This is a genomic window from Microcoleus sp. Z1_A1 (assembly GCF_036700305.1).
Taxonomy (GTDB): Bacteria; Cyanobacteriota; Cyanobacteriia; order Cyanobacteriales; family Microcoleaceae; genus Microcoleus.
The window spans coordinates 1-24,301 of record NZ_JAUBOR010000039.1 but is presented as its reverse complement, the minus strand read 5'-3'; the positions used below and the strand labels follow the sequence as shown (position 1 = coordinate 24,301).

At 45.6% G+C, this 24,301-nt stretch carries 21 protein-coding genes, 1 tRNA gene and 1 pseudogene; 12 read left to right on the top strand and 11 right to left on the bottom strand.

Features of this window, described 5'->3' with window-relative positions; all coding sequences use genetic code 11:
• Positions 1-182: 182 nt before the first annotated feature.
• From QT973_RS21460 to QT973_RS21435, 6 genes are all read left to right on the top strand, one after another.
• Entirely contained in the window at positions 183-1,247 is a 1,065-nt protein-coding gene (locus tag QT973_RS21460) for an anthranilate phosphoribosyltransferase family protein (RefSeq protein ID WP_333057588.1), read from the top strand.
• 159 nt (positions 1,248-1,406) lie between these two features.
• Entirely contained in the window at positions 1,407-2,012 is a 606-nt protein-coding gene (locus QT973_RS21455) for a molybdenum cofactor guanylyltransferase (protein WP_333057586.1), read from the top strand.
• A 49-nt stretch (positions 2,013-2,061) separates the two neighbouring features.
• On the top strand, positions 2,062-3,237 hold the full coding sequence (locus QT973_RS21450; protein ID WP_333057584.1) for an aminotransferase class V-fold PLP-dependent enzyme: 1,176 nt from the start codon (positions 2,062-2,064) through the stop codon (positions 3,235-3,237).
• 586 nt (positions 3,238-3,823) lie between these two features.
• The gene (locus tag QT973_RS21445) at positions 3,824-4,171 is read left to right on the top strand and encodes a DUF6717 family protein (protein ID WP_015175132.1); all 348 of its coding nucleotides are present in this window, start codon (positions 3,824-3,826) and stop codon (positions 4,169-4,171) included.
• A 14-nt stretch (positions 4,172-4,185) separates the two neighbouring features.
• Entirely contained in the window at positions 4,186-5,535 is a 1,350-nt protein-coding gene (locus QT973_RS21440; RefSeq protein WP_333392129.1) for an LCP family protein, read from the top strand.
• Between the two features lie 127 nt (positions 5,536-5,662).
• Positions 5,663-6,172 (top strand): pentapeptide repeat-containing protein, encoded by a 510-nt coding sequence (locus QT973_RS21435; protein WP_333057582.1) that lies wholly within the window; start codon positions 5,663-5,665, stop codon positions 6,170-6,172.
• Positions 6,173-6,300: 128 nt separating this feature from the next.
• Here QT973_RS21435 and QT973_RS21430 read toward each other — a convergent pair whose 3' ends face one another.
• Together QT973_RS21430 and QT973_RS21425 are read right to left on the bottom strand one after the other, a co-directional pair.
• Positions 6,301-7,554 carry an S-layer homology domain-containing protein gene (locus tag QT973_RS21430; RefSeq protein ID WP_333392126.1) on the bottom strand — a complete coding sequence of 418 codons (1,254 nt, stop codon included), beginning with the start codon at positions 7,552-7,554 and terminating at the stop codon, positions 6,301-6,303.
• 375 nt (positions 7,555-7,929) lie between these two features.
• On the bottom strand, positions 7,930-8,622 hold the full coding sequence (locus QT973_RS21425) for a GDSL-type esterase/lipase family protein (protein WP_333057579.1): 693 nt from the start codon (positions 8,620-8,622) through the stop codon (positions 7,930-7,932).
• 80 nt (positions 8,623-8,702) lie between these two features.
• On the opposite strand from QT973_RS21425, the gene QT973_RS21420 reads away from it, so the two are divergent.
• The 4 genes from QT973_RS21420 to QT973_RS21405 all read left to right on the top strand — a co-directional run bounded on the left by QT973_RS21420 (position 8,703) and on the right by QT973_RS21405 (position 10,451).
• Positions 8,703-8,933, top strand: a complete 231-nt coding sequence (locus QT973_RS21420) for a DNA-directed RNA polymerase subunit omega (protein ID WP_015175138.1) — start codon at positions 8,703-8,705, stop codon at positions 8,931-8,933.
• A gap of 285 nt (positions 8,934-9,218) precedes the next feature.
• Complete coding sequence (locus tag QT973_RS21415) at positions 9,219-9,830, top strand: hypothetical protein (RefSeq protein WP_333057577.1); 612 nt, start codon at positions 9,219-9,221, stop codon at positions 9,828-9,830.
• Positions 9,831-9,971: 141 nt separating this feature from the next.
• Complete coding sequence (locus tag QT973_RS21410; protein WP_333313049.1) at positions 9,972-10,340, top strand: DUF1818 family protein; 369 nt, start codon at positions 9,972-9,974, stop codon at positions 10,338-10,340.
• Positions 10,341-10,377: 37 nt separating this feature from the next.
• Positions 10,378-10,451: transfer RNA gene (locus tag QT973_RS21405), tRNA-Pro, on the top strand.
• 231 nt (positions 10,452-10,682) lie between these two features.
• On the opposite strand, the gene QT973_RS21400 is transcribed toward QT973_RS21405, so the two are convergent.
• Complete coding sequence (locus QT973_RS21400; protein ID WP_333392124.1) at positions 10,683-12,359, bottom strand: mechanosensitive ion channel; 1,677 nt, start codon at positions 12,357-12,359, stop codon at positions 10,683-10,685.
• 101 nt (positions 12,360-12,460) lie between these two features.
• The gene (locus QT973_RS21395) at positions 12,461-13,792 is read right to left on the bottom strand and encodes a transposase (protein WP_333057573.1); all 1,332 of its coding nucleotides are present in this window, start codon (positions 13,790-13,792) and stop codon (positions 12,461-12,463) included.
• A gap of 147 nt (positions 13,793-13,939) precedes the next feature.
• Here QT973_RS21395 and QT973_RS21390 point away from each other — a divergent pair, with 147 nt between their 5' ends.
• A complete protein-coding gene (locus QT973_RS21390; protein WP_333057572.1) occupies positions 13,940-14,404 on the top strand; it encodes an SRPBCC family protein in 465 nt (154 codons plus the stop codon).
• A 160-nt stretch (positions 14,405-14,564) separates the two neighbouring features.
• On the opposite strand, the gene QT973_RS21385 is transcribed toward QT973_RS21390, so the two are convergent.
• The 7 genes from QT973_RS21385 to QT973_RS21355 all read right to left on the bottom strand — a co-directional run bounded on the left by QT973_RS21385 (position 14,565) and on the right by QT973_RS21355 (position 23,583).
• The gene (locus QT973_RS21385) at positions 14,565-15,251 is read right to left on the bottom strand and encodes an alpha/beta hydrolase (protein ID WP_333057570.1); all 687 of its coding nucleotides are present in this window, start codon (positions 15,249-15,251) and stop codon (positions 14,565-14,567) included.
• A 443-nt stretch (positions 15,252-15,694) separates the two neighbouring features.
• The gene (locus QT973_RS21380; protein ID WP_333211570.1) at positions 15,695-16,519 is read right to left on the bottom strand and encodes a transglutaminase family protein; all 825 of its coding nucleotides are present in this window, start codon (positions 16,517-16,519) and stop codon (positions 15,695-15,697) included.
• Positions 16,520-16,687: 168 nt separating this feature from the next.
• Positions 16,688-18,565: a DNA mismatch repair endonuclease MutL gene (gene mutL, locus QT973_RS21375; protein ID WP_333057566.1), complete on the bottom strand. Its 1,878-nt coding sequence runs from the start codon at positions 18,563-18,565 to the stop codon at positions 16,688-16,690.
• A gap of 182 nt (positions 18,566-18,747) precedes the next feature.
• The gene (locus QT973_RS21370; RefSeq protein ID WP_333057564.1) at positions 18,748-19,857 is read right to left on the bottom strand and encodes an ATP-binding protein; all 1,110 of its coding nucleotides are present in this window, start codon (positions 19,855-19,857) and stop codon (positions 18,748-18,750) included.
• Positions 19,858-20,422: 565 nt separating this feature from the next.
• Positions 20,423-21,694 carry a beta-ketoacyl-ACP synthase gene (locus QT973_RS21365; RefSeq protein ID WP_333211573.1) on the bottom strand — a complete coding sequence of 424 codons (1,272 nt, stop codon included), beginning with the start codon at positions 21,692-21,694 and terminating at the stop codon, positions 20,423-20,425.
• A gap of 212 nt (positions 21,695-21,906) precedes the next feature.
• Entirely contained in the window at positions 21,907-22,701 is a 795-nt protein-coding gene (locus tag QT973_RS21360) for a peptidylprolyl isomerase (protein WP_333211575.1), read from the bottom strand.
• 315 nt (positions 22,702-23,016) lie between these two features.
• Entirely contained in the window at positions 23,017-23,583 is a 567-nt protein-coding gene (locus QT973_RS21355) for a photosystem I assembly protein Ycf4 (protein ID WP_333057558.1), read from the bottom strand.
• Between the two features lie 314 nt (positions 23,584-23,897).
• Here QT973_RS21355 and QT973_RS21350 point away from each other — a divergent pair.
• Positions 23,898-24,301 (top strand): annotated as a pseudogene (locus QT973_RS21350) (photosystem II D2 protein (photosystem q(a) protein)); the annotation flags it as partial.

Genomic DNA, 24,301 nt, shown 5'->3' with positions numbered 1-24,301 from the left:
TTAGATTTTAGATTTGAGATTGGGAATGACTGATGAAATAAGGGTTTGGATATTTCCAACAATTGCCTTCTTTTTGGGAACTGGTATAATTCGATAATTTTGAATAGATAGTTCTGAAATTTAAATTTAAAACGGTTCAAATACTACCAATTACCCCTTACCAATTACCAACTTCAAATGTTATGAGTGACGCATTTAGAGAATTGCTGCGAAAAATTGGCAGCGGAGTACACACAGGAGAAAACTTAACTCGCTCGGAAGCAGCAGCAGCCACGCGGATGATGCTGCTGGGGGAAGCAACACCAGCTCAAATAGGAGCTTTTATGATTTCCCACCGCATTAAACGGCCCACTGGGGAAGAATTAGCGGGAATGCTCGATGCTTATGAAGAATTGGGGCCCCTTCTTGCCCCCCCAAACCGAGAAAAAGGGTTTTCCGTCTCTACCGTCGCCGTGTTTGGCGTTGCTTACGACGGGCGATCGCGCACGGCTCCAATTAGCCCAATAACCGCCCTAATTTTAGCCGCATCTGGCGTCCCAACCCTCATGCACGGCGGGGATACCATGCCAACCAAGGAAGGCATTCCCCTGATTGAAATTTGGCGCGGTTTGGGAGTTGACTGGAGAAAACTGAGTTTAGAAAAAGTCCAGCAAGTTTTTGACAATACGGGTTTGGGTTTTGTGTACCTTCCCAAGCATTTTCCTCAAGCCGCCGCTTTAGTGCCCTACCGCCGCGAAATTGGAAAACGGCCACCTTTTTCGACAATGGAGTTGATGTGGTGTCCCTGTGCCGGCGATGTTAACGTCATATCGGGCTACGTCCACCCGCCGACAGAAGGTATGTTTCAAAAAGCCTTTGACTTGCGGGGAATCAAAAATTATACCACAGTCAAAGGATTGGAGGGAAGCTGCGATTTGCCGCGCGATCGTACTGCGATTATCGGCATTGCTAAGCCGGATGCCGAGTTTGAACGACTGCTTTTGGCCCACGGAGATTACGGTTTTAGCAACACAAATCCGGCATTTGAATCAACCTCTGAGTTATTAAAACAAATGCAGGAAGTGTTGCTTGGAAAACCCTCAGAAGTGATGCAGTCCGCTATCTGGAACGGCGGATTTTATCTGTGGCGCAGCGGAGTTTGTTTGGATATGAGCTCGGGTTTGATTGAGGCAGAAACTTTATTAAGTCGGGGTCAAGTCGTGCAAAAACTTGAGGAAGTTAGCCAAGCCGTTAGTGTTTTGAGTTGACAGTTGACAGTTGACTACTGACTACTTACTACTGACTACTAGACATCTCCAATAATTATTGTGGAACAGGCATCTTGCCTGTTCAAAACAGACAATTCTTGCGATAACTAATGACTACTGACTACTGACTACTGACTACTGACTACTGACTACTGACTAATGACTAATCATAAAATTGCCGTAATTGTGCTTGCAGGCGGCCAAAGTTCGCGGATGGGTAGGGATAAAGCTCTACTGGAAATAGAGGGCAAATCCCTCTTGCAGCGGGCGTTGGAAGTTGCCGCAGTTGTAACCCCCGAAGTTTATGTTCTGACTGCTTGGCCCGATCGCTATCGATCGACCTTAACCGAAACATCCCAATTTCTGGTAGAGTACAATCCGGGATCCGGGCCCTTGGTTGCATTGACTCAGGGATTGACAGAAATTGCCGCCGAGTGGATTTTACTGTTAGCTTGCGATTTGCCTTTGTTGGATGCCCAGATTATTCAGAATTGGGCAAGTCAGTTAACAGAGTTTCCCCCATCAACTTTAGCAGTTGTCCCTTATCAAAATTCGCGCTGGGAGCCTTTGTGCGGCTTCTACCGCCAACAATCTCTGCCCAGCTTGCAAAGTTTTATTGACAAAGGAGGACGTTCCTTTCAAGTTTGGTTAAATCAAATACCCGCAATCCCTTTACCTGTAGGGGAACGAGAAGCAGTAATGTTATCGAATTGCAATACATTAGAAGAGTTTGAGCAATTAAAAGGTAAAATGAGTAACTGTTGACTTTTGACAGTTGACAGTTAACTGACTAATTACTAATTACTATTTACTAATGATTAACCAATATTGGTTGCTCGATCGCGATATAACTTTCCTCAATCACGGCTCTTTTGGGGCCTGTCCGATTCCCGTACTCGAAGCGCAAACCATTTTTCGAGAACAACTGGAAAGAGAACCATTGCGCTTTTTACTGCGGGAATTTGAACCCTTGTTGGATAATGCGAGAAATCAGTTAGCAGCATTTCTCGGTGCGAGTGAGGATGACTTGGCTTTTGTGCCGAATGCGACGACGGGAGTAAATGCAGTTTTGCGATCGCTCTGTTTTTCTCCGGGCGACGAATTGCTAACTACAAATCAGGAATACAACGCTTGCCGCAACACACTTAATTTTGTAGCCGAGCGTACAGGCGCTAAAGTAATAGTAGCAGAAGTCCCCTTTCCCATTGAGTCACCCGACCAAGTTATTGAAGCAATAATTAAGTGCGTTTCACCGCAAACAAAGTTAGCCTTATTAGACCACGTTGTCAGCCAAACAGGTTTAATTTTTCCCATCAAACAGTTAGTCGGCGAGTTAGCTAACCGTGGCGTGGATGTATTGGTAGACGGAGCTCACGCGCCGGGAATGGTAGCACTGAATTTAGAGGAAATTGGCGCAGCTTATTATACGGGAAATTGCCACAAGTGGCTGTGCGCGCCGAAAGGTGCGGGCTTTTTATACGTGCGGCGCGACAAACAAAATGCCATTCGGCCAACTACAATCAGTCACGGTGCTAACTCGCCCCGTGCTGATAAATCGCGCTTTCAACTAGAATTTGACTGGATGGGAACAGTCGATCCTAGCCCCTATTTGTGCGTGCCTGTAGCTATTGATTTTATGGGTTCTTTGTTGAGCGGCGGCTGGCCGGAATTGATGGCAAAGAATCATGCTTTAGCATTGGCTGGAAGAAAAATATTGGCGGACAAATTAGATTTGCCGCTACCTTGTCCTGATGAAATGGTGGGTTCGATGGCTGTTGTGCCGCTGCTAGACTCCCAGTCTGATGTGGTTGCAAAGGGAGGAATTCCACCTTTGCAAGAGGCGCTGTGGGAGATTTTTAAAATTGAAGTTCCGGTGATTCCTTGGCCGAATGCTAGTAAGCAGTTGGTGAGGATTTCGGCTCAATTATACAATACTTTGCCGCAGTATCAATATTTAGCTAATGCCCTGGTTGAGCTGACGAGAATTTGAGCGGGATTTTCCCGAAAAGAAACATCACACCCAGCTACAAATAGTTATAGTTTGGTAGTTAGGGTGTCGGTTCTCATAGTTTGGGAGAATACAGACTATTTGTCCTTACTATAAACGTAGTAATGGTTATACAAATAGGCACCATAAGAGTAAAAATCCTGGCAGTAATCACCTTTATTTCTGTTTAATTGGGATACTATTTATACTAATTCTCAAAACTCATGCAACAGTAGCTGTAGGGTGCGTCGCCACCTGCCAATCCTAAAAAAGAGCGACAATCTCCAAGCGACGCACCTTACCTGAAGCGTGAGCGTAAACAAACCAAAAACTCATAATTGTTGCAAGAGTTTGGAGAATTGGTATTACATAAAATAAAAAAAGCCACAAAAATAGATTTAAAACCCCATCGCTCTCAACTTCACCAATCCGCCCAAACCGAATAAAATTGGTAAATAACCCGCGAAAATTCCTAAGTTAAAACAGGGTTGTCAAAGCGGATAGCGCACAACTTCCGCGCCACAGAATATAATGTATCAACAGTTGCATTTTTGCAGACAAAAAAAGGAAATGAAAAGAGGCGAATACCATGTCCAATGCCATGATGGTAATTTACCCCTATCGCGAACAGTACACCTGGGTTTTTGACGACGAGCGAGTCGGACTTGTCCGAGAACCATTTGTTCAGGGCGTCCCCGAAATGATTAACGCGCTTGTCGCAGACATTCCCAATGCCGCCCAAGGTTTCCGACTTTTATTTTCAGCCAATCCATTTCCCGGATATCAAGCAGAAATGCTGTGGTTGAAAGCAGAATACGGCGGTAACTGGTATCGGTGGGAATCGAAAAATCTCGAAGGCTGGCTGTGTCCGGCTATGTTCAAATACTTCCCAGAAGCACCGCCCAAGTTTTACTGCAAAGCTGAAAAACTGCAATAACCAACAGCAAGTCTATGAAAAACTTGTCAATTTTTAAAAGAGACTTTGTTACACCAGTCGCTGAAATCTCTCGAAAAAAGCCTAAATTCTTCCTGTATATAGTGGGGCTATTTTTCCTAGTTTTCACAGCCGCCATCTCGGCTACATTGGGTGCAATTACCGCCCTTTTAGCTCCCGTGGAACCGCCAATTATCAATAGAGTATTAGAGGCGACGGGCTTTGACTATCTATCCTCCAACCGCTCTGGATACCGCCTGTCGCGGTCAGTTAATATCTTGATATTGGGAATTGACGCCATGCCAGAATCTGCTGCCAATTCCCCTAAGATATTTAACGGCCGCAGCGATACGATACTCTTATTTCACCTCGAACCTAGAGATAAATCTATTAGTTTACTTTCAGTTCCACGAGATACTAAAGTCGAAGTTCCCGGAATTAGATTCAGCAAAATTAGCGAAGCTAATGCTACGGGAGGAGCAGCTTTGGCGACGCAATTAGTTAGCAGTATGCTGAACAATACGAAAATTGAAAGATACGTGCGAGTCAGCAGCAATGCGTTTCGGGAATTAGTCGATTTGTTGGGCGGAGTTGAGGTATTTGTACCTCGCGCGATGTCCTATACAGATACTGCCCAAAAGTTAAAAATAAACTTAGGCCAGGGATGGCAAACTCTCAACGGAGAACAAGCAGAACAATTTGCTCGATTTCGCAACGATGGTTTAGGAGATATTGGCCGCATTCAGCGGCAGCAATCTTTAATTCAAGCTATTCGGGACCGCCTCGCAAGTCCATCAGCATTGGTGCGCTTGCCACAAATTGTTCGATTGATGCAAAAATATGTGGATACAAACCTAAGTTATGAGGAAATATTGACGCTAGCCAATTTCGGTTTGCAATTGGAGCGAGATAATTTTAAAATGGTAATGTTGCCGGGAAGTTCTAGTTCAGAAACAGGGGATTTGAGGAGTTATTGGATTGTAGATGCGATCGGGCGCGATCGCATTATGACACAATACTTGAACCAGAGCGTGCCGGATTTTGAACAAGGACGATTTCGCAACCCAACCGAGTCCCTGTTGCCCAAAAACCTCAAAATATCTGTCCAAAACGCTTCTAGCAAACCGACAAGCGCAAAAAACGTTGCTGAATTTCTCACAAAAAAGGGATTTTTTAATGTATCTGTAGTGCAGGATGCGCCCCAAAAGCAGCGTCAAAGTCAAATTATTGTTCAGCAAGGCGATTTAGAGGCAGCGAATCTACTGCAAAAAGAGTTAGGCGGCGGTAAACTTGAAGCATCTTCTACCGGTGAAATTAATTCTGACTTGACGCTTCGCGTTGGCGAAGATTGGGTAAAGCGATTTTAATTAGTCATGAGTCATTAGTCATGAGTCATCAGTCATTAGTCAACAGTCAACAGTCAACAGTTAACAGTTAACAGTCATTAGTCAACAGTCAACAGTCTACTATGCCCAATTCCCCATTCCCATCATCATGAAAAGTGTTTTCCGAATATTTCTGAGCCTGGTTTTAAGTTTAGTGTTGGCTTTGGGGTGGGTGCTGCTGAGTGCTACTCCAGCATTTGCCCTACCAAAAACAAATATTAATTACACAAATATTAATTTGTCCGATCGCGATTTTTCCAACTCTGATTTAGCGGGGGGAACATTTGTCGCTGCGGAAATGCGGGGAACAAACTTTCAAGGTGCTGATTTAACTAATGCGATTTTGACTAAGGGAGTTTTGCTGAATGCAAACTTGTCAGGTGCCAACCTCTCCGGCGCTTTGGCAGATAGAGTTACATTCGACGGCGCTAATTTGACAAATGCTAATTTTTCCGAGGCAATTATGACTCGAACTCGGTTTTTTGATGCTGCAATTTCCGGCGCTGACTTTACTGACGCGATTATCGACGCTTATCAAGTGACTCTCCTGTGCGAGAAAGCAGATGGTGTCAATCCCGTGACGGGAGTTTCTACTCGCGAAAGTTTGGGATGTCCGTAGGAATTCACACTTAAAGAAAATCCCTGGCTAATTATTTGATTAGATGCACCTGTAGGAAAGTGAAATACACAAATTAAAGCCCCTCTCCTGCAAGGCGAGGGGTTTGAGGAAATTTCCCATTATCGGCTCTATCGAGCGCTACAAATGTCTGTGCTGGCAGTACCAACTACCAAATCGGAATTCAACAGCAAATCTAGATCGGTGTCGGGATTAACAGCATACAAATCGACTTTATCTCGACCCAAAAATACCCCGATCAAAGTCCCGATTCCCGCACCGCCGAGCACCTCTTCAGTTGCGATCGCCCGATCGCCCGTAACACCTGCAATCGCCGCCGCTGCTGCTGCACCCAACGCCGTATTCTTAACCAGATTACCAACATTAACGCCCTTGGTAACAGTTTCTTTCCTAGTAATCACTTGCGAAGTGGCATTGAGAGGCACTCTGCTCCCGTTGAGTATACTTAATTCTTGAGCCACAAACTGAACGCCCGATGCAGTCGATCGCAATTCGCCACTAATTTTCGAGCCTTCGGGTATCAGCACTTGACCATTATTGCCCGTGATATCCGAAGCTACTGTCAGCGTAATCGGAGACTTGTCATTAGGGGCGAGCAAAATCTTGCCTTTTGCATACTCGATTGGGATAGTCACCCCCCTGGGAATTTGCACAGCAACCGACTCGCTAACATCAATCTTAGCAATGTAAGGAGAATTAATTGGTCTTGCTTGATTGGTACTCACTAATGTTTGATAGATAAAAGCAGCTACTTCAGCTCGTGTTGCTGACTTGTTAGGTTTGAGAGATTTAGGATTGGGATAGCTGACAACTAACTGTTTTTCAGTAGCCGCAGCAACGCTTTTGACAGCATAACTTTGAATCTCACCCGCATCATTATAGTAGCTGAGAACATCTTGAAAATCGCACCTAGGCTCATAGCCCATGCCGTTATTTAAAGCGACTACAACTTGAACGCGAGGAATCTGCTGTGTCGGCCTAAAAACATTGCCGGGATAGCCAGACATCCATCCCATTTCGTAAGCTTCGGCGATCGCCCCGCTTGCCCAAAAATTAGACGGAACATCGGCAAACCGCACAGCATCGCGGGTTTTTGCCTTTTTCACCGAACGGATCATTGCCGCAAATTCAGCCCGCGTTACCGGTGCATCCGGGCGGAAAGTGCGATCGGGAAATCCTTTGATAATTCCTCTTTCTGACAAATCTTGGATAAAGTCTTTTGCCCAGTAGTTATTATTAACATCCGAAAAAGCTGTCTGAGCAAAAGCAGGCGCGGGAGTTAGCATCGGCGCTGCGGTTCCGGCAACTGTTCCCAGTGTTAATAAAACAGATGTACCAGATTTAATGCGATGTAATACAGACATTTTTGATTCTCCAATTTACACAAGTTTTTTATTGAGGAGAACTAAGCTTTTGATAGGCTGATTGATTCTGCCCAACTTGCTCTTTCCCTCGGTTATGTAATCATTATTGAAGAATTTTACTTATGGTGCGGGGAAGATACGGTCTTTTAAAATAAATATTTTTATGGTGATTGGGTAATTTTAAAATGCTTAAATTCCTTAAAATCCTTATGTTGCTTATCTCCCTTATCTACCTTGAAATTATAGAGTTCTGGATGCAGAGCCTTTATATGTAGGGGCGGTGCCAAGAGCGCCCGCCCTCACTCGACTAGATTAATGACTAATAACTAATAACTAATGACTACTATCTAATGACTACCGACTACTGACAACTAACTAATGACTAATACTTGCGATCGGTTCCCAACTTGTCACATCTTCAAATAAAGATTGATACCCCGCTGCATTGGGATGCAGCCCATCTGCAATCAAGCGCGATCGCCACCAATCACTGCCCCGATTTATCCATTTATCAAAAATATCTAAATAGGGAATTCCCCGCAACTGACAAGCTAATTTTGTTGCTTCTTTATACTGATATTGGTCGGCATGATTGTAATACAAACAATCTTGAAAAGGCATTTTACTTTCATCCACCGGCACCATCCCGACAAATATCACCGGACAAAGTTGTTGGGACAGGTTTAACAAATGATCCAAAACAGTTTTAAAATGTTCAAAATCAGTGTAGCTGCGCCCGGTAGGCGACTGTACTCTCGCCGAATCGTTGAGGCCTACCGAAAGAATAATCGCATCCGGGAAACGGTTTCTGAGCTCGCCACGGTGGCGAAACTCGTTTTCGAGCCGCTGGGAGACTTGATAGGCCCGATCGCCCCGAACGCCCAAATTGTATAAAACGTGTCCTGCACTCTCCGGTAACATCCACTGGCGCCGCAATCTTTCCACCCAACCTCCACCTACACCGTCGCCGAAACCGTAGATTAAGCTGTCACCGAAAGCAACCAATTTGAGGGGATGAGAATTTCCCCGATGCAAGTGACCAAAGGAATAGGCTGTTGCTACCTGCATAAGTAATGATACTCAGTTAATAAATTATGAATCTTGACATACTAGACTAGAATGTAACATTACATAAAGTAGGGAGTCTCATGGTTAAGCGTCCAACTTTCGATTCAACTCAGCTAACCCGTCGGGCGGAAGAGTTGATTAACGGTGCATCCAACCGCTATCGGATTACGGTGCAGGTGGCGAACCGCGCAAAACGCCGTCGATATGAAGATTTTGACAATATGGACGACCATCAAATGAAACCTGTAATGCGGGCGATATTTGAGATGTCGGATGAACTGACTCAGCCGGAAATTATCGGAGACATCTAGAGTTGGGGAGTTTTGAGTTTTGAGTGGTGAATTGCGAGTAATTTTTTTAAACTCCACACTCAAAACTTTCTTAAACTAGACTTGGGTGCGCGGGAGGAGAAACCCGGTTGATTCCTAGTTCCCTTGTTAAAAAAACTCTGATGTTTCTAATAAACCGGGTTGAGGATCGTAAATCCTAAAATTAGAAACTAGGACATCTGCTTGGGGGTAAGTTTATGAAATTATTCTATTTTTGAAATTATTGTCAAAACCGTGAATAGATTAAAGCAGGGCTTAAGTTTTCTCTTGGTTACTTTGAGTGTAGCGATTTTCACGCTTTTGAGTTGGGTATTGGAATCCGGGGAACTGAGTATGTCGGCTTTGGAACCTTCGCTGCTGCGGAGTTCTGAGTCTGTATCAGTGCAGCGGGTGGCTCAACAATCTGCGCCGCCGCAAGTGAGGGTGCAAGATGCGTGGAAATTGGTGTACGAAAAATTGCCGGATTTCCCGATCGAAAATAACTACATTTCTAAGGAAACTGGAAAAGTCGATCCTACCAATACTTTAGTCGGGCGGTTCATTCGATATCACGTATTTGTCAAAGGACGGCCGCCCAATTACCGCTTTGATTGGAAGTTGAGTTTAGCTGACTATTTGGGGGCGACTCCAGATTATTTGGTGGAAAGTGTTTATCCGGGAAAAGACCTTTTGCGCTCAAATCCAATGGAACAGGATCGCGCTGCTATTCAAAAGTTAAATAGAGCACAGCGGGATGCTTTGGTTGAAGCTTTGGTTGATGTTTTTACGGAGAATTCCGGGCGTGGGCGCACACCTGCGGGGGAAAAACCACAAGGGCGATCGAATTCGCCGGATATACCGCAGCCGCAGCCGGGAGATGCGAAGTTGCTGGCACCTTAATACACCAGCTTGTAGAAACCGGGTTTTTTACGGAAATAGTGCTTTTGAGCCTTTAACAAAGGTAAAAAACCCGGTTTCTTTCGTATTTATGGGTAAGCCCTACTAATCTAAAATCCAAAATCTAAAATCTAAAATCCCTCAATGGTGGAACGTGTAATTAAAACCGATGTTGGGTGGCGTTTGGGATGGAACCCGGAGGCCCAGGAGTTTAAGGGTTTGGTAGCTGGCGACGGTTGGGCGATCGAACTCACAGAGGCTGAGTTAAACGATTTTTGCCGATTGTTGGGGCAATTAGCAGGCACCATGAGTCAAATGGCCTCTGAGTTAATGGACGAAGAAAAAATCGCCATTGAAGCCGAAAGCGACTTGCTGTGGGTGCAGGTGGAAGGCTATCCCGAAGCTTACAGCGTGCAGTTGATCTTGAATGCTGGCAGGAGGTGCGAGGGTTTTTGGCCGGCGGCTGCGGTTCCGAGTTTGGTGCAGGCCGCAAAAGTTTTAAAAGTTTTTTGACTTTTTCGGGAATTCTATGCTAAGCTGTTAAAGCTGTCGGGGCGTAGCGCAGCTTGGTAGCGCACTACTTTGGGGTAGTAGGGGTCGTGGGTTCAAATCCCGCCGCTCCGATTGTGATAAAACCTTCTCATAGAGAAGGTTTTGTTGTTTTAGGGCCGGCGATGCAGCTCTTAACATTCTCAATTAGGGGCATGGGCCCAGAAACAAGAATCAATCTCTGCTTCCGAACAGTCTATAGCTGTATCCTCAAATTCAAAGGCTTTGCGATTGCTTCGCGACCCTCACAATGAAATTAATCATAAAAAAATGGCGTTTGTACTTGACAAACGCCATTTTATACTATTACAAACGTGGCGTCTTATCTTGTTTAAACGACGCTAACAATTCGCGAATTTGGTCGGCCGCAATCTCGCGCCCGCCCAAACCAAAAGCTAGAGCAATGCCAACTGCGATCGCCCCAAGCAGGAGCCCGAAAGCCAAATTCACAATATCGCTGCCAATGCCCATCTGTTGCAGCGCCAAGGCTGAAACAAAGGCAATAATCGCAACCCGAGCCGCTTGGCCCAAAAGCCGCGCTTGGCGAGTTCCAGAACTGGCAATCAAACTAAACGCCAGATTCGCCAAATACAAGCCGATCGCAAATACCACCAAACCGGCTAGCACCCTACCTGCAACCAGGACAATACCGCTAACAATAGCCGTCAGCGCTGGAATTTGCAGCACGTCGGTAGCAGCCACCACTGCAAACAGCAGGATGCCCACCTGCACCACAATGCCGACCAACTCAGAAGGCGTGCGGGCCGGAATTTCCGGTTCCTGAAGAATCGTTGCGTCGGGATCGATCGAACTTGGCGGTAGCCTCAGCGACTGTTTCGGTGCCTGCACCCCCAACCAAGAAAAGACATTGTTGAAGCCAATTCCGGTCATGATATTAGTAACCAAATCGCCTACCCAGCGCCCCAAAATGTAAGCAAGCGCCAGAATCATGGCTGCCGTGAAGATTTTGGGAACCGCGCCCAAAATGTCGTTGAGCATCGCGACAGCAGGCTGCGAAATCGCTTGAATGTCCAAAGCGTTCAGAGCTGCGATCGCGGTTGGAATCAAAATCAAAACATAGACGATCGTACCGACAATCCACGACAGCGATTGTCCGCCCGAAGTCCGCGAAATTCCAAACCGAGCACCCAAACCGTCTGCCCCAGCAGCCGCCAACAGATTCGTGACAATCCGCCGCACCACCATAGCCAGCAGCCAGCCCACAAACCCAATCAGCACAGCTTCCAGAATTTTCGGAATTGCCGCCAGAATTTGGTTGAGTAAATTATTAACCGGCAGCAGAGCCTGCTGCATTTCCAGTGAGTCGAGAATCAGTGGCAAAAACAGCAGAAAAATGAACCAGTACAGCGCATTCGCCACAGTATCGCTCAGCAGCAAAGGGCGCTCAGTGGGCGCTGCGCCCACCTCTTGATTCAAGCGCTCGTCCACGTTAAAAGCGCGCATTGCCCGCGATACTGCCATTTTGGCGACTGTCGCCAACACCCAAGCAATCCCCAACCAAATTAGCGCGCCGGCTAACTTCGGCAAGAAACCGGTAATTTGATTGAGAAAAGTATTGAGCGGTTGCGAGACAGCCGTGAGATTCAGCCGGTTGAAAAAGGCAATTAGGAAAAAGACAAAAATGATCCAGAAAACCGCTGCGGAAATCCATTTTTCCACTTGCGGGGCTCCAGATCCTTCCGGGCGGCCGGTAATCCAAGTAGCCAGCCGGTTGTCGAGCGTAGTTTTCTTGAGCAATCCCCCCACTAAAGATGAGACGAGGGCTGATACTATCAAGCCAATGAGCAGGATACCGACGGCCCAGAGGAGATTTTCAATGTTTGAGCCCTGAAGGAAATTGTTAATTCCGCGTTCCGCATCTGTCAGGGGATTTGCGGGCTGGGCCTGGGCCAAAAGGCGATCGGACAAAGCCGCTATGGGGCCCGATATGGGTTGAGTTGTTTCTTGCCAAGTTTCATTCATTTTTTTCTCAGGTTAACGTCACATTTGACAAGGAGAAGACGAAACTTTAATAATAGTTCCAAAAAATCTAGACATCGCCTAAATTTAATGTTTGTACACTTTTAATGTACTGGGTTAACTACAAAACCCTCTAGCGAATTTGGGATCAACCCATCTCCGACTGCTTTGGGGCCAATATTCAAAGAACCCTTGACATCGGCATTTATGAATCGTCCAGTTTGGGTTCTGAACAATCCTCTTTTTACCCTACTGCCAATGTAGTCGGAATGTTGGTGAATTGGTTCCAAATCCCAAGCTGAACATTTGGATGTGTAACTCTCCTCAACTAACCCAACTTGAATTCCCGCAAGTTGTCCTTTGTACTGCAACATTTGCACAAATCGGCGATGGGGAATACGGGAAAAATTTAGATTGTCAACTTTACCAGTATTAATCCCATCTTTAAAATCCTCGTTCCAGCCTATAGCCCAATACGGTTCAGTTAGTTCTAAAAAAACAGATCGTGCGTAGTGCGTAGGTTGGGTTGAGGAACGAAACCCAACATTTTCGCTACAATTTTCCTTAAGCCAAGCGTATTGGCCTATAGCCAGCAAGCCAATTTGATGATTAACGAGTTCTTTAATAATTGCGGAACTCGTCGTATGGAGGTAGTAATCGACTTTACAGTTACGATTGTGCCACAATCGGGCTAGTTTTTTACTGTTTTTTTGCGCTACGGGCAGCAATAATTTCAATGCCGATGAAACTTGATTGCAGTATTGGTTTCTGGACTTAACACCCCGTCCCTCGTAGATTGTCGGTACTAACCCACGAACATTGTAGGTTAATGTTGCCATATTGTTTAATCCTAAATCTATGGCAGCGACTCTCCGATTAACTTGTAAAGGCTGTTCTAACTTTTCATATAGCACCTCGACAACATAACAACCTACTTTGGGAACAATCCGGATTTCCAGAATCGATGTCACTTTTGAGGGCAACCAAATATTAGTCCCAGAGGGACGATCGTATCCTTTTTTTAAGGCTCTTTTGCTGACAGCTTGACAATTAAATACAACTACATAGTGCCCGTCCTCTCTTTTTAGCTCTCTTGAACCTTTGTCATGAGGGATTTTCGGTGCGGTTTTAAACTTAGTTTGGTCTTCCCGATCGTTTCGCACCGCCATATAATAGCTAGTCCATGCTTTTATCACTAATTTGATCGCTAAGCCGATCGTGCTTTGTGCTACTTTTGCGGGCAGTGCTTTGTAATCAGGACTTGTTTTGAGCGCGCGATCGACAGCCAGAGCGTTTCTTTCTTGGCTAGCGAAAAACTTTTGACGGTAGATGTAATTAGCGTTATTGTAAAAATTTTTGCACAGCCAAGACAGTCTATCGGCTTCTCGATAAAACCTATGATTTGGTTTAATGATGTGCCTTTCGACTAACTCCATAATCGGTATATATACTTTAATTCAAGATGATACACTGTATTTATGAGTGTGTCAATCTTTTAATTTCTGGAAAAATTGACGTTACAAGTAAATAAAGGACTATCAAGTAAGCAAAGTTTTGTAATACCCTCCTTGTTGCAGGTTCTCATGTCAATTCGTCAAGTTTTCGAGCAATCCATTGAAATTCGCGCTGCTGCTACCTTGGTGGAGCAATGTATAGTCGATCGCACTTTAATGCACAAGTGGCTCAATCCCCTGCTACGCTGCGATCCCCAGGGCGAATGGGATACTGCCGTAGGAAGTCGCAGCTTATTTATCATAAAAATTCCTGTTTTGCAACCCTCTTTAGAAAGTGTTGTGTTGGAGCGACAACCAGGTTTAATTGTTTGGGGGTTTGACGGATTTTTCAAAGGATGCGATCGTTGGGAATGCCAGCCGCAAATCCAAGGTACTCTCTTGATTAACCGCTTTGAATTTCAAATTCCCAATCGTTTAATTAGATTTGGTTTCAATCGTTTTGCAGCCCCTTGGACAGAAAAAGATATGAAAGACCAACTCCGCCGACTAAAGCGGGTAGCCGAGCAACTATCTCAAAGAATGGGTAAGGGGTAATGAATAATGGGTAATTGGGAACTTTTACCCTCGCGTAGCCGAAGAATTGGGAATGGATGATGAGTAATTGCTAATAGCTGAAAGCTACAGCTAATACGAAAAAAAGCACCCATTCCCAATTTCCAATTCCCGACTCCCCCTTCCCTCCAACTTCAGTTATTTACTTCGCACTTCCCGCTGGATTGGGCTGACAAATCATTTCTCTCGCCGAATTCACGGCTTGGTTAGCCGTATTTTGCAAAGCCGGGGAATTTTGATACAAAGCTTGCAAATCTTGCACATCTTTAATCACTCGTTCGTAGATAGCCATCGCTTGATTGCCGTCAACTTCTAAAGCCGCAGGGCTGTAATTTTGCATTACTTCAATCAGCGATATTTTGCCATCTTTGGAAGCTGCGACTAAAGCATCGCGCAGTGCGGGCACGCTTTGAAGCCGAGCAGTCGGCGCATAAGCAACCTCCCCCAATTGTTTGAAAACTATTTCCCCAAAATAAGTGCTTGCTAGCCGCGCTACTAATTGGGAATCTAAAGGCACTTCTCGCGTTAATATTTCGCGCACCGACTCGGGAGTTTGTTTCGCCAGACTCAGAACGCTTTGCAGTTGAGAGGAAGCCTTGCCAGTTTGTACAAAGCTTTGCAAATCGCTCATCGGTAGTGTTACGTCAACAGCACCGTATTTTACGGTAACATTATCTAATGCAAAGGCTTTGCCGCTGCTTAGGAATACTGCACTTGTTCCCAGCAAAAGCGCCAAACCTAATGATAAAGACTTTGACATTCTTTTGGTTAAATGGACTGACAGCGATTGCATTCCGTTGAGATAACCTTGTTGAAACTGAAAGTTCATGAGTTTGTGCCTCTTTAGGTCAAAATACTTTTTAGATCGCTCTTCTGTGCGGATATCTGTGCGGATATCAGTCGGGAAAGTCGAATCGGGATTTGCGTAAATGACCTATGATATTACAGTCAAGTCAAGGAAATTCAACCTATCAAAAGATAGGTTTTAATTGACAATTAATATGTTATAGTTAATTTTTTGCCAAATTTTAGATCCCATGGCAAAAATGATAAAAGCGAAATTTGGTCGTCAGGCAGCAGTTTATTGAGTGTCACTTTTATGTCTTATAGTGTGCTGTGCGACATATAGCGAATTTAAGGATAGCGAATTAAATAACTTACAATTTTAATTGTTATTGTGGGATGGGCTCTTATAGCCCGTCATGAGTGGACGGGCTATAAGAGCCCATCCCACTTTCAAGAGTGGAAGTTATTTAATTCTCATTCCTAACTTCAAAGATCCCGATCGAGCCGATCGACCAATTGGCGAATTCTAGCAGCATCAGGAGCATTCGGAGCATTTCTCAGGTATAATTCCAGATCGTGGCGCGCTTCTACCAAGCGTCCCAGTTGATAATAGAGAATTCCGCGATCGCGCCGTTCCCCCAGCGCATCGGGAAACAGCAGCAAAATCCGTTCAATCGCCAAGAGTACCCTCACAGCATCTCCCTGTTGCAAGTAAATAGCCTTCAGATTTCCCAGCATTCGTCCCAACAAATGTCGGCGACTTACCGGGGCGAGAAAAGTCGTCTGCAACTCCATAGGTTGCCCATAAATTTGAGAAAGTCGGGCTTGACAATCTTCAGGAAATAAGATTTCGCCGCCGTTAAACGCATCAACAAAAATACCAGCATCTTCAAAATCCGGTCTAATTAAAAAATGTCCTGGCATCCCAATTCCCACCATCGGAAAATCAATCCGCTTAGCAACCTCCAAATAAACCAAAGATAAAGAGATTGGAATGCCAGTACGCCGATCGAGAACTTCATTCAAAAAGCTATTGCGCGGGTCGTAATAATCAACATCATTGCCCGCAAACAGCAACTCCCCGTATAAATAGGCGTTAATAGTTTGAATAATCCGCAGCGGATAATTCTGTGTCGGCAGGCGATCGCGCACTTCATCTGCGATCGTGTCAAGAGCGTTGAGATACTCCTCTGGCTCTAAATTTGGGTATTCTTCCAAAGCCATATAAAGAGCAGCTTTCGCCAGGTCGATCGAGCCATCAGGCTGATTTATTTCTCGATAAAATAGTTGTCGGGCGATCGGAAAATCCATATTTATGATTTATTTGATTTTAATTGACATTTTATACGAATATCCAGTTGCCCAAAAAAATATTAAAAACATCTCTCTTCTCTTCCTCTCTGCGTTCTCTGCGCCCTCTGCGGTTCAAAAAAAACAGTCTTGTATGTAACGCGCACCTTACAGCTTAACTTTTAACCTTCAAATCCCGTGACTTTTACCAATCACCCAACTGCGGCGAAAAATCCGAGCCAGAGTCGATTCTTCCAAAGCAAAATAGATAGGGCGGCCGTGAGGACAAGTGCGCGGATTGCGAGTTTGCTGCCATTCATCCAACAAATTTTGCATTTGGGAAAGACTCAAAGGAGTACCGTTTCGCATAGCACTACGGCAAGCAGTCGCAACTTGAGCCGCTTGTAAATCTGCGACTTTACTGAGTTCAAAAAGCGCATCCGCACAGTCATCTCGATCGGCTAACAATTCAGGAACTTCGCGGGCAGCCCATAGCTGTTCCCCAAAACTTTCTACTTCCAAACCCAAGCGAGATAAATTCTCAATTTGCAGTGCAGATAATTGACTGAGAATCACTGGTTTTTCGAGACATTTTAGCTGCCAAGCCGCGCACAATTGCTCGTACAAAACGCGCTCGTGAGCGATGTGTTGTTCCACCAACCACATTCCGCTGGAATGTTCGGCAACAATGTAAGTATTGTGAACTTGAGCGATCGCCCTCAATTCCATCAATCCTATTTTATTAGCTTTTTCCTGTTCGCCGCCGTCATCATTCTCCCTAGCCGAAATCCCGACACTGTAAGCACTTTTTTGTTCCGACGCCTTCAGCAATTGTCCCACTCGATCGGGAATAGGGACAGGCGGCAAAACATCATCATTCAGGTGCAAAGCACGAGTAATTGCCGCGCTAACTTGCGCTTGCCAAAAACTCGGATCGTGCAGATAAATTTCAACCTTAGCCGGGTGGCGGTTCCAGTCGATTTCCGAAGGGGAGATTTGCAGGTGGACAAAACACACGGGATAGCGATCGCGCGGACAAGTGCGGGCAAAGGCGCTGAGAATAGTTTGCTCTAATTCGGGCGATCGCACAACTCGCCGGTTCACCCCAACTTTCACCCAATCCGGCCGCCTGCGGTGACAGCGATCGGGCAAACCAATTACTAACTCCAAACACTGGGAATTAGGCATTTGGAATTGAGAAGTAGCAACTGGGAATTGGTAATTAGGTTTAACTGTAGCGCCCACAAGTTGAGTTTCTAGCAAGAAATTTGCTGCTTTCTGATTTTGAGGACTCGCAGGCAAATCTAACTTTAAATACTGCAAATCGCTCGATCGCACACCGCGCACGAATTGAGGTAAAAGTTGTTCCGCTGTGCTACCAGGAGTTACGTGCAAACAAGGCGTATTTCCTTGACGCAACTGCCAATTAACGTGCGGGTGACAAATAGCAATTTGCTGAAGAGTTAATTGGATCGATCGCATTTGCTGTGCCGGCGACAAAAAACTGCGGCGCACAGGCCAATTGCCAAACAAATTATCAACAGTCACCACCGTACCAGGAGCGATCGCCGCTGTTTCCACCTCTACAGCAACGCCTGCGTTATTGTAAACCACCCGCCAGCCCGATCGAGCATTTTCCATTCCCCCCTTGTTAAAGGAAGATTTGGCGGGGGTTGGCGCCGAATCTTGATTTTCCGAAAAATCCCCCAATCCCAAATCATTCGATCGGCTCAAAACCTCCAAACAGCCCAACTGAGCTAAACTGTGCAAAGCTTCCCCACGAAATCCCAAAGTAGCAATTTTGTAAAGGTCAGCTTCCGTGGTAATTTTGCTCGTACTGTGAGGCGAAGCCGCCTGCTGCAAATTTTCCAGATCCATTCCCGTACCATTATCTGCAACTTGCACCCGCCACTGTTCGGGCCAGACAGAAACAACGATGCGAGTTGCGCCAGCATCCAGAGAATTTTCAACTAATTCTCGTACCGCGGAGGCGATCGAGTCAATCACTTCGCCGGCGGCAATTAAATTGATAACTTCTGTGGGTAAGGTTTGAATAGTAACTGGCATCAGATTTTTAGCATTTCGTTAATTCAATTCTACTAGATCCTGCAAGTCGCTATACAGTATTAGGACTTAAGCTTTTCAACCCGGTTCATTAGAAAAATCTTGTGGGATACCAAGATATCTACTCATCAACCAAGTCTCTGACGCTTAGTGAGAAACTCCTAAGTATATATCTTCCTACCTACTTATTTTTGCTCTGCTAAAACCATATTTTTCGGCAAGCGAATGTAAAAAGTTGTTCCTTTTTCGTCCTCTGACTCATAAGTAATTTGCCCTTTGTGAGCCTCAACGATCGACTTAACAATTGCCGTTCCCAACCCAGTACCAGTCCGTTTACCATAAGTCACAAACGGTTCAAATAACTTGTCCTTAATTGTCGGCGGAATGCCGGGGCCGTTATCGTAAATGCTAATTTCTGCCCACTCCTCAGTTTGTGTCACCGCAATCTCCACCCGCCCCCCTCTTCCGCCAAAAGCCTCAACAGCATTCCCAACTAAATTTTGTAAAACGCGCAAAATCTTATTCTCGTCCGCTTCCACTATCACTTCTGTCACCCGTACTACCAAATCTACTTTTGCTGCTTCAAAATAAACTCTGTTCAACTTTTGAAACTGCTGCAACGTCTGAATTAGATTAACTGGTTTTTTATTTAATACAGAATTGCCGCGCGAAAATTCTAATACTTCTTCAGCCATCCCCAACATTCGATGAACCTGCAATTGAATAAGTTCACACCACTCCTGAGTTTCCTCATCCGGGTGCATTTCTTTGAGCATTTCACTAGAGAGTTTTATTCCGGTAAAAGGACTTTTGAAATCGTGAATAATTGTACTCACCATTTCTCCAACCAATACCATTTTTTGTTTGTGTACCAATTGGCTAACATATTGATCCGTGGTATCCCGTAAATTTTTAGTAATGAAACTAAACATTTGCATCACCGAACTGCCTTTAGCAAACTGGAGAGTTGTTATTAGTTCTTCACGGGCTATTTTGGCCAAAGTCGATCCTGCAACTGCAACAGCTCTAGCACTGCGAGGCTCTCCGTCTAAAACTCCGAGTTCGCCAAAATAATCGTCTGGGTTAGCGACAGCAACAGTTTGATATTTATGATTTTCAATCCGCTTGCTAAACTCGACTTTACCTTCTAAAACTAGATATAAAAAATCCGCTGTTTCTCCTTCTTCAAAAACCAGCGTTTCCTCAGCAAAACTCTCCAAAACAGCTATTTGGCAAAGGTGAGCAGCTTGCTCTGGTTCAAAATAAGACATAAATCGATGAGAGGCCAGATCCATGTGAAAATACCTGAGACTTAATTTAACTACCAGCCGGGAAGTCCCTCGGTATATTTAGAGGGGATTAATTTGAGCGCTGCGCGAAGTACCCCGAATAAATTACGCCCGCGTGATGGAAAGAAGCGTCGGGTGTAGGTACGGAAACCGACAATTATTTCTTTTATACCCATTGATGATCGGGAAATACTCTGATACTATATTAGCAAGTGGGGGTGGAACTACCTCACTATAAAAAGCCTTTGAAAAAAAGGAAAAAGAAGCCTGCGGTCTAACTGTACTCAGTTGACCGTCAGGTTTGTTCACTAAAATACAATACTGCTTTAATCTGGCTCTCTTTTCTAGCCTCCGAGGCTTTGACGCAAGGATTAGCGTCGGGATGGAGAGCCAGACTAGCATAGCAGCACCAGCAATCTCACCAAAATTCTCAGTTAATTGACTAAAATACATAAATTGTACTATTTTTGAGATTTAAATTCGATGTGGGGGGGTTCTCCGGCCACCTCAGAAGATTTTAACTGTAGAGAGATCGTGTAATTTAAATGCCGATCGACCAAGTTTACAAAAATTAACGATCGCCCGATAAAACGATCGCAGCATTCTGCCCGCCAAAGCCAAAACTTAAACAAACCGCATTTCTGACAATAGCCGATCGCGCACAGCGAACAAAATCTAATTCAAACCCCGGTTTTTTCATTCCCACGCAAGGCGGCAACATCTGATATTTAATACTCATCAAACAAAAAGCCACGCCCAAAGCTCCCGAAGCTCCCAAAGTATGACCCGTCGCCCCCTTAGTCGAACTAACAGCAACTCCTGGGTGAAATAACTTCTCAATTAACAGTGCTTCGTGTCGGTCATTTAACTCAGTTGCAGTACCGTGAGCATGAATAAAATCTATATCAATCGCAGCTAAATTACTGCGTTTCAAACATTGATTTACCGCCGCGATCGCACTTTTCCCCCCCAGCTCCGGCGCATTAGCATGGCAAGCATCATTTGTCAAGCCAAAACCAGAAACTCGACCGTAAATTTTAGCACCACGACGCCTTGCCAACTCGGCCGATTCTAATACAAATAAAGCCCCGCCTTCACCGAGCACAAAGCCTTCCCGATTTTCATCAAAGGGATAGCACCCATTGTTTGCCAAAGCACCCATCCGGCTAAATCCAGCCAGAGTCAGCGGTGTGATAGGCGCTTCCACAGCACCTGCGATCGCCCGCTGACACTCACCAGTGCGGATTAAATCAACAGCACGGGCGATCGACCAAATACCCGTAGCACAAGCCGCCATCGGCGCCAGCACCGGCCCCGTCGAGCCAATTGCCCTCGCCGCTGCGATCGCCCCCATGTGAGGCAAAAAATTCACAAATTGACAATTAGTAATCGGTAATTGGGAATTGGGGATTGGGAATTGGGAATCGATAATTGGGAATTCCTTTGCTTCTTGCGACTTCCCTCTTCCGAATTCCCTCAGACTTCTTTCAACTTCCGTCTTTCTTCCATCCGTTACATCCGTTACACAATCCGTTGCCGAACTTCCTTCGCTAGCCAACAGTTCCAAATTTGCCTGGAAACCTCGGCTAGAACCGATCGCAATCCCGCAATCTGGCAAAGGCAAAGTCAAATTAGCATCTTGCAAAGCATCTGCTAAAACCTGCCGAATTAAAGTTATTAAATCCGCAGGTTTTGTGCGAATTAAAGCCAAAGGTTGCGGCTCAATTTTCAGAAAAGGTTGATGTTCCCGAATTCCCGACTCTCCAGACAGCAGTCTTATCCAGCTAGTTTCCAGACTGCCTAAACTCGAAACTAGACCAATTCCAGTAACAACAACATCCATTCACTAATGACTAATGACTGATGACTAATGATATCTATTCCGGTAACACCGGAATGCTATAGAGGACACGGCAGAGCCGTTTCTTGCGCGCCAGATTAATTGTAGGGACACGGCAGTGCCGTGTCCTGACTGTGGGTAAGATTAATTCCGATGCTACCGGATTTGATATGACTAATGACTAATCACTAATGACTAATCACTAATGACTAACTTCAGCTAACAGGCTTAAAATTTTCCAAACCCTGAGTAACAGTAGCCTTATCAATGCGATCGCCCGCTTCAATCTTATCAACAACATCCATCCCTTGCTTCACGTACCCAAAAACTGCATAGCTACCGTCCAAAAACGGTACATCCGTCAAAGTAAAGTAAAACTGAGAAGAAGCCGAATCAGGACTCTGCGATCGAGCCATAGCCACAGCCCCGCGACTGTGCATCAACACGGGTTTCTCCTTAACCCCAGCTTCTTGTAGCGTCGCGCTGTAAGTCGGATTGGCAGCACCTTGAGCTTTAATTTCCAGAGGAATCCTGCGTTCTACAGTAGTTTTCGGGTCAATAAAACCGCCAGTTCCCAGCCGCGCCGTAGGGAATTTAGGGTCTTTACCCTGGGGATCGCCACCCTGAACTACAAAAGGCTGAGGTTCCCGCACGACTCGGTGAAAAACCAGCCCGTCGTAGACACCTTTCTGAACCAAATCGACAAAATTGCCCGCAGTAATTGGCGCATTTGTGCCGTCGAGTTCGATCGTAATAGGAGCACCTTTAACCGTCATCACCACCGTTGCTTTTCCGTCCAAGCGTGGCAAATTGCTAAATTGCGAACTCGCCGCTACAGCAGCAGCAGGAGAAGGAGACGGAGACGGAGACAAAGAAATATTTTCACCCGACACCGGATTCGATGTCGGAGTCGAGTTTGCCACAGGGGAACTACCGCATCCTCCGACAAACAACGCGCCAATTATTAAAAGTGAGAACAACCACCGCTGAATTTTGATTTGCATTTGCATTTGTATTTCACTTTGAGTCAATTACGGACTTTGCAACTAAAGATTTTAATTCAATAGTCCGGAGTGTTTTTAGTTCGCAGTCTGAAACCCGCGATTTTCCTTTGGTAGCGAACTTGCCTTGGAGCCTTGAAAGCCTTATTCTACGGTTGGCTATCAAAAACTGTCGGAAGTATTGTTAATTGATAGATTCAAAAACTGGTAACAGGCTTACTCGCAGATAAATCTTTTTCACTTACCAGGTAGGTAAGGTGCGCGGCCCGGCGCACCCTACGAGACATTACCAATCTCAGATATCAAATCGCCAATCGCAAATCCCTAAAGTCCTTCTAGGGGAACTTGCAAAAATCGAGCCAATTCGGCCGCTTGATTTTCCACTTCAGACAAAGCAATCGGCTGTCCGACTCTAGTCAGGGGAAACTGACGGCGGTCTTTGAGCTTAAGATAAATACTGCGGCGGGGATTGAGACCTTCTTTAATGTCTACCCGCACAGATTGCACCTCCGATGTCTTGCAATTAAAATCAACTTTGCGGTTTTTGCCGGGAAAACCCCAGCGAAAGATCCGAATGTTACCAGTTTGGCGATCGAACTCGTTGTAACCGCCACCGACATCCCAGAGAATAGTCAGCCACAGGTAGAGCGCCAACAGCACGCCACAGACACCGTAGAAACCCATCGCAATGCCTTGGGGGATGAAAATGAGCTGAGTCGGGTCAGCAAAAGGCAGCAGGTTAACGTGCAAGTAGCTGGAAATGCCCGACAGCAGGAAACCAGTCCCTCCAATGCTGACCACCGTCGCCCACCAGTAATTGCTGAAGCGGCGGGAGCCCAAAACCGGGTAGCGCAGGACAGGATCGATCGAGGTCATTGTTTTTGCAGTCATAAAATTAAACAGCCTTAAAGCCAAATCTTAATTCAATTAGCCCACCGAGCGTCACCCTTCGGCTACGAGATCGCGATCGATCGGGATTGTCCTCAACCACCGCCACCTCGCCCCTGGGCGACGAAGGGTCAGTTCGATAGTTGCTGAGCATCGTCAACCAAGATGGCCTTCCTCTCAACCACCCTTTCATCGAGTACGCCTCTAGTGGGGGAACTCTGCTGTTCTAGTTGAAAAATTATGAACTTCTAATATATAGTTATGTTAACTTTAATTAGAAACCTTGGTCTTTTAACAAGCAAAAGGATTTTACCCCAATGACAATCGCAGTCGGACGCGCCCAGAACGAAAGAGGCATATTTGATGTCCTCGACGACTGGCTCAAACGCGATCGCTTCGTCTTCGTAGGCTGGTCTGGCATCCTGCTATTCCCCTGCGCCTACCTAGCCATCGGTGGCTGGCTAACAGGCACCACCTTCGTCACATCCTGGTACACCCACGGTTTGGCAAGCTCCTACCTCGAAGGAGCCAACTTCCTCACCGTAGCAGTCTCCACCCCAGCCAACAGCCTCGGACACTCCCTGCTGTTCCTGTGGGGCCCCGAAGCACAGTGGGACTTCACCCGCTGGTTCCAACTCGGCGGGCTGTGGACATTTGTCGCCCTCCACGGCGCCTTCGCACTGATCGGCTTTTGCCTGCGTCAGATTGAAATCGCCCGTTT

Coding starts and splice junctions, on each gene's coding strand:
- QT973_RS21370 (WP_333057564.1), bottom strand. CDS start 19,857: ATGGATCTGGCCTCTCATCGATTTATGTCTTATTTTGAACCAGAGCAA.
- QT973_RS21455 (WP_333057586.1), top strand. CDS start 1,407: ATGACTAATCATAAAATTGCCGTAATTGTGCTTGCAGGCGGCCAAAGT.
- QT973_RS21400 (WP_333392124.1), bottom strand. CDS start 12,359: ATGAATGAAACTTGGCAAGAAACAACTCAACCCATATCGGGCCCCATA.
- QT973_RS21360 (WP_333211575.1), bottom strand. CDS start 22,701: ATGCAAATGCAAATCAAAATTCAGCGGTGGTTGTTCTCACTTTTAATA.
- QT973_RS21355 (WP_333057558.1), bottom strand. CDS start 23,583: ATGACTGCAAAAACAATGACCTCGATCGATCCTGTCCTGCGCTACCCG.
- QT973_RS21445 (WP_015175132.1), top strand. CDS start 3,824: ATGTCCAATGCCATGATGGTAATTTACCCCTATCGCGAACAGTACACC.
- QT973_RS21430 (WP_333392126.1), bottom strand. CDS start 7,554: ATGTCTGTATTACATCGCATTAAATCTGGTACATCTGTTTTATTAACA.
- QT973_RS21365 (WP_333211573.1), bottom strand. CDS start 21,694: ATGGATGTTGTTGTTACTGGAATTGGTCTAGTTTCGAGTTTAGGCAGT.
- QT973_RS21440 (WP_333392129.1), top strand. CDS start 4,186: ATGAAAAACTTGTCAATTTTTAAAAGAGACTTTGTTACACCAGTCGCT.
- QT973_RS21385 (WP_333057570.1), bottom strand. CDS start 15,251: ATGAACTTTCAGTTTCAACAAGGTTATCTCAACGGAATGCAATCGCTG.
- QT973_RS21420 (WP_015175138.1), top strand. CDS start 8,703: ATGGTTAAGCGTCCAACTTTCGATTCAACTCAGCTAACCCGTCGGGCG.
- QT973_RS21395 (WP_333057573.1), bottom strand. CDS start 13,792: ATGGAGTTAGTCGAAAGGCACATCATTAAACCAAATCATAGGTTTTAT.
- QT973_RS21380 (WP_333211570.1), bottom strand. CDS start 16,519: ATGGATTTTCCGATCGCCCGACAACTATTTTATCGAGAAATAAATCAG.
- QT973_RS21410 (WP_333313049.1), top strand. CDS start 9,972: ATGGTGGAACGTGTAATTAAAACCGATGTTGGGTGGCGTTTGGGATGG.
- mutL (WP_333057566.1), bottom strand. CDS start 18,565: ATGCCAGTTACTATTCAAACCTTACCCACAGAAGTTATCAATTTAATT.
- QT973_RS21390 (WP_333057572.1), top strand. CDS start 13,940: ATGTCAATTCGTCAAGTTTTCGAGCAATCCATTGAAATTCGCGCTGCT.
- QT973_RS21435 (WP_333057582.1), top strand. CDS start 5,663: ATGAAAAGTGTTTTCCGAATATTTCTGAGCCTGGTTTTAAGTTTAGTG.
- QT973_RS21425 (WP_333057579.1), bottom strand. CDS start 8,622: ATGCAGGTAGCAACAGCCTATTCCTTTGGTCACTTGCATCGGGGAAAT.
- QT973_RS21450 (WP_333057584.1), top strand. CDS start 2,062: ATGATTAACCAATATTGGTTGCTCGATCGCGATATAACTTTCCTCAAT.
- QT973_RS21460 (WP_333057588.1), top strand. CDS start 183: ATGAGTGACGCATTTAGAGAATTGCTGCGAAAAATTGGCAGCGGAGTA.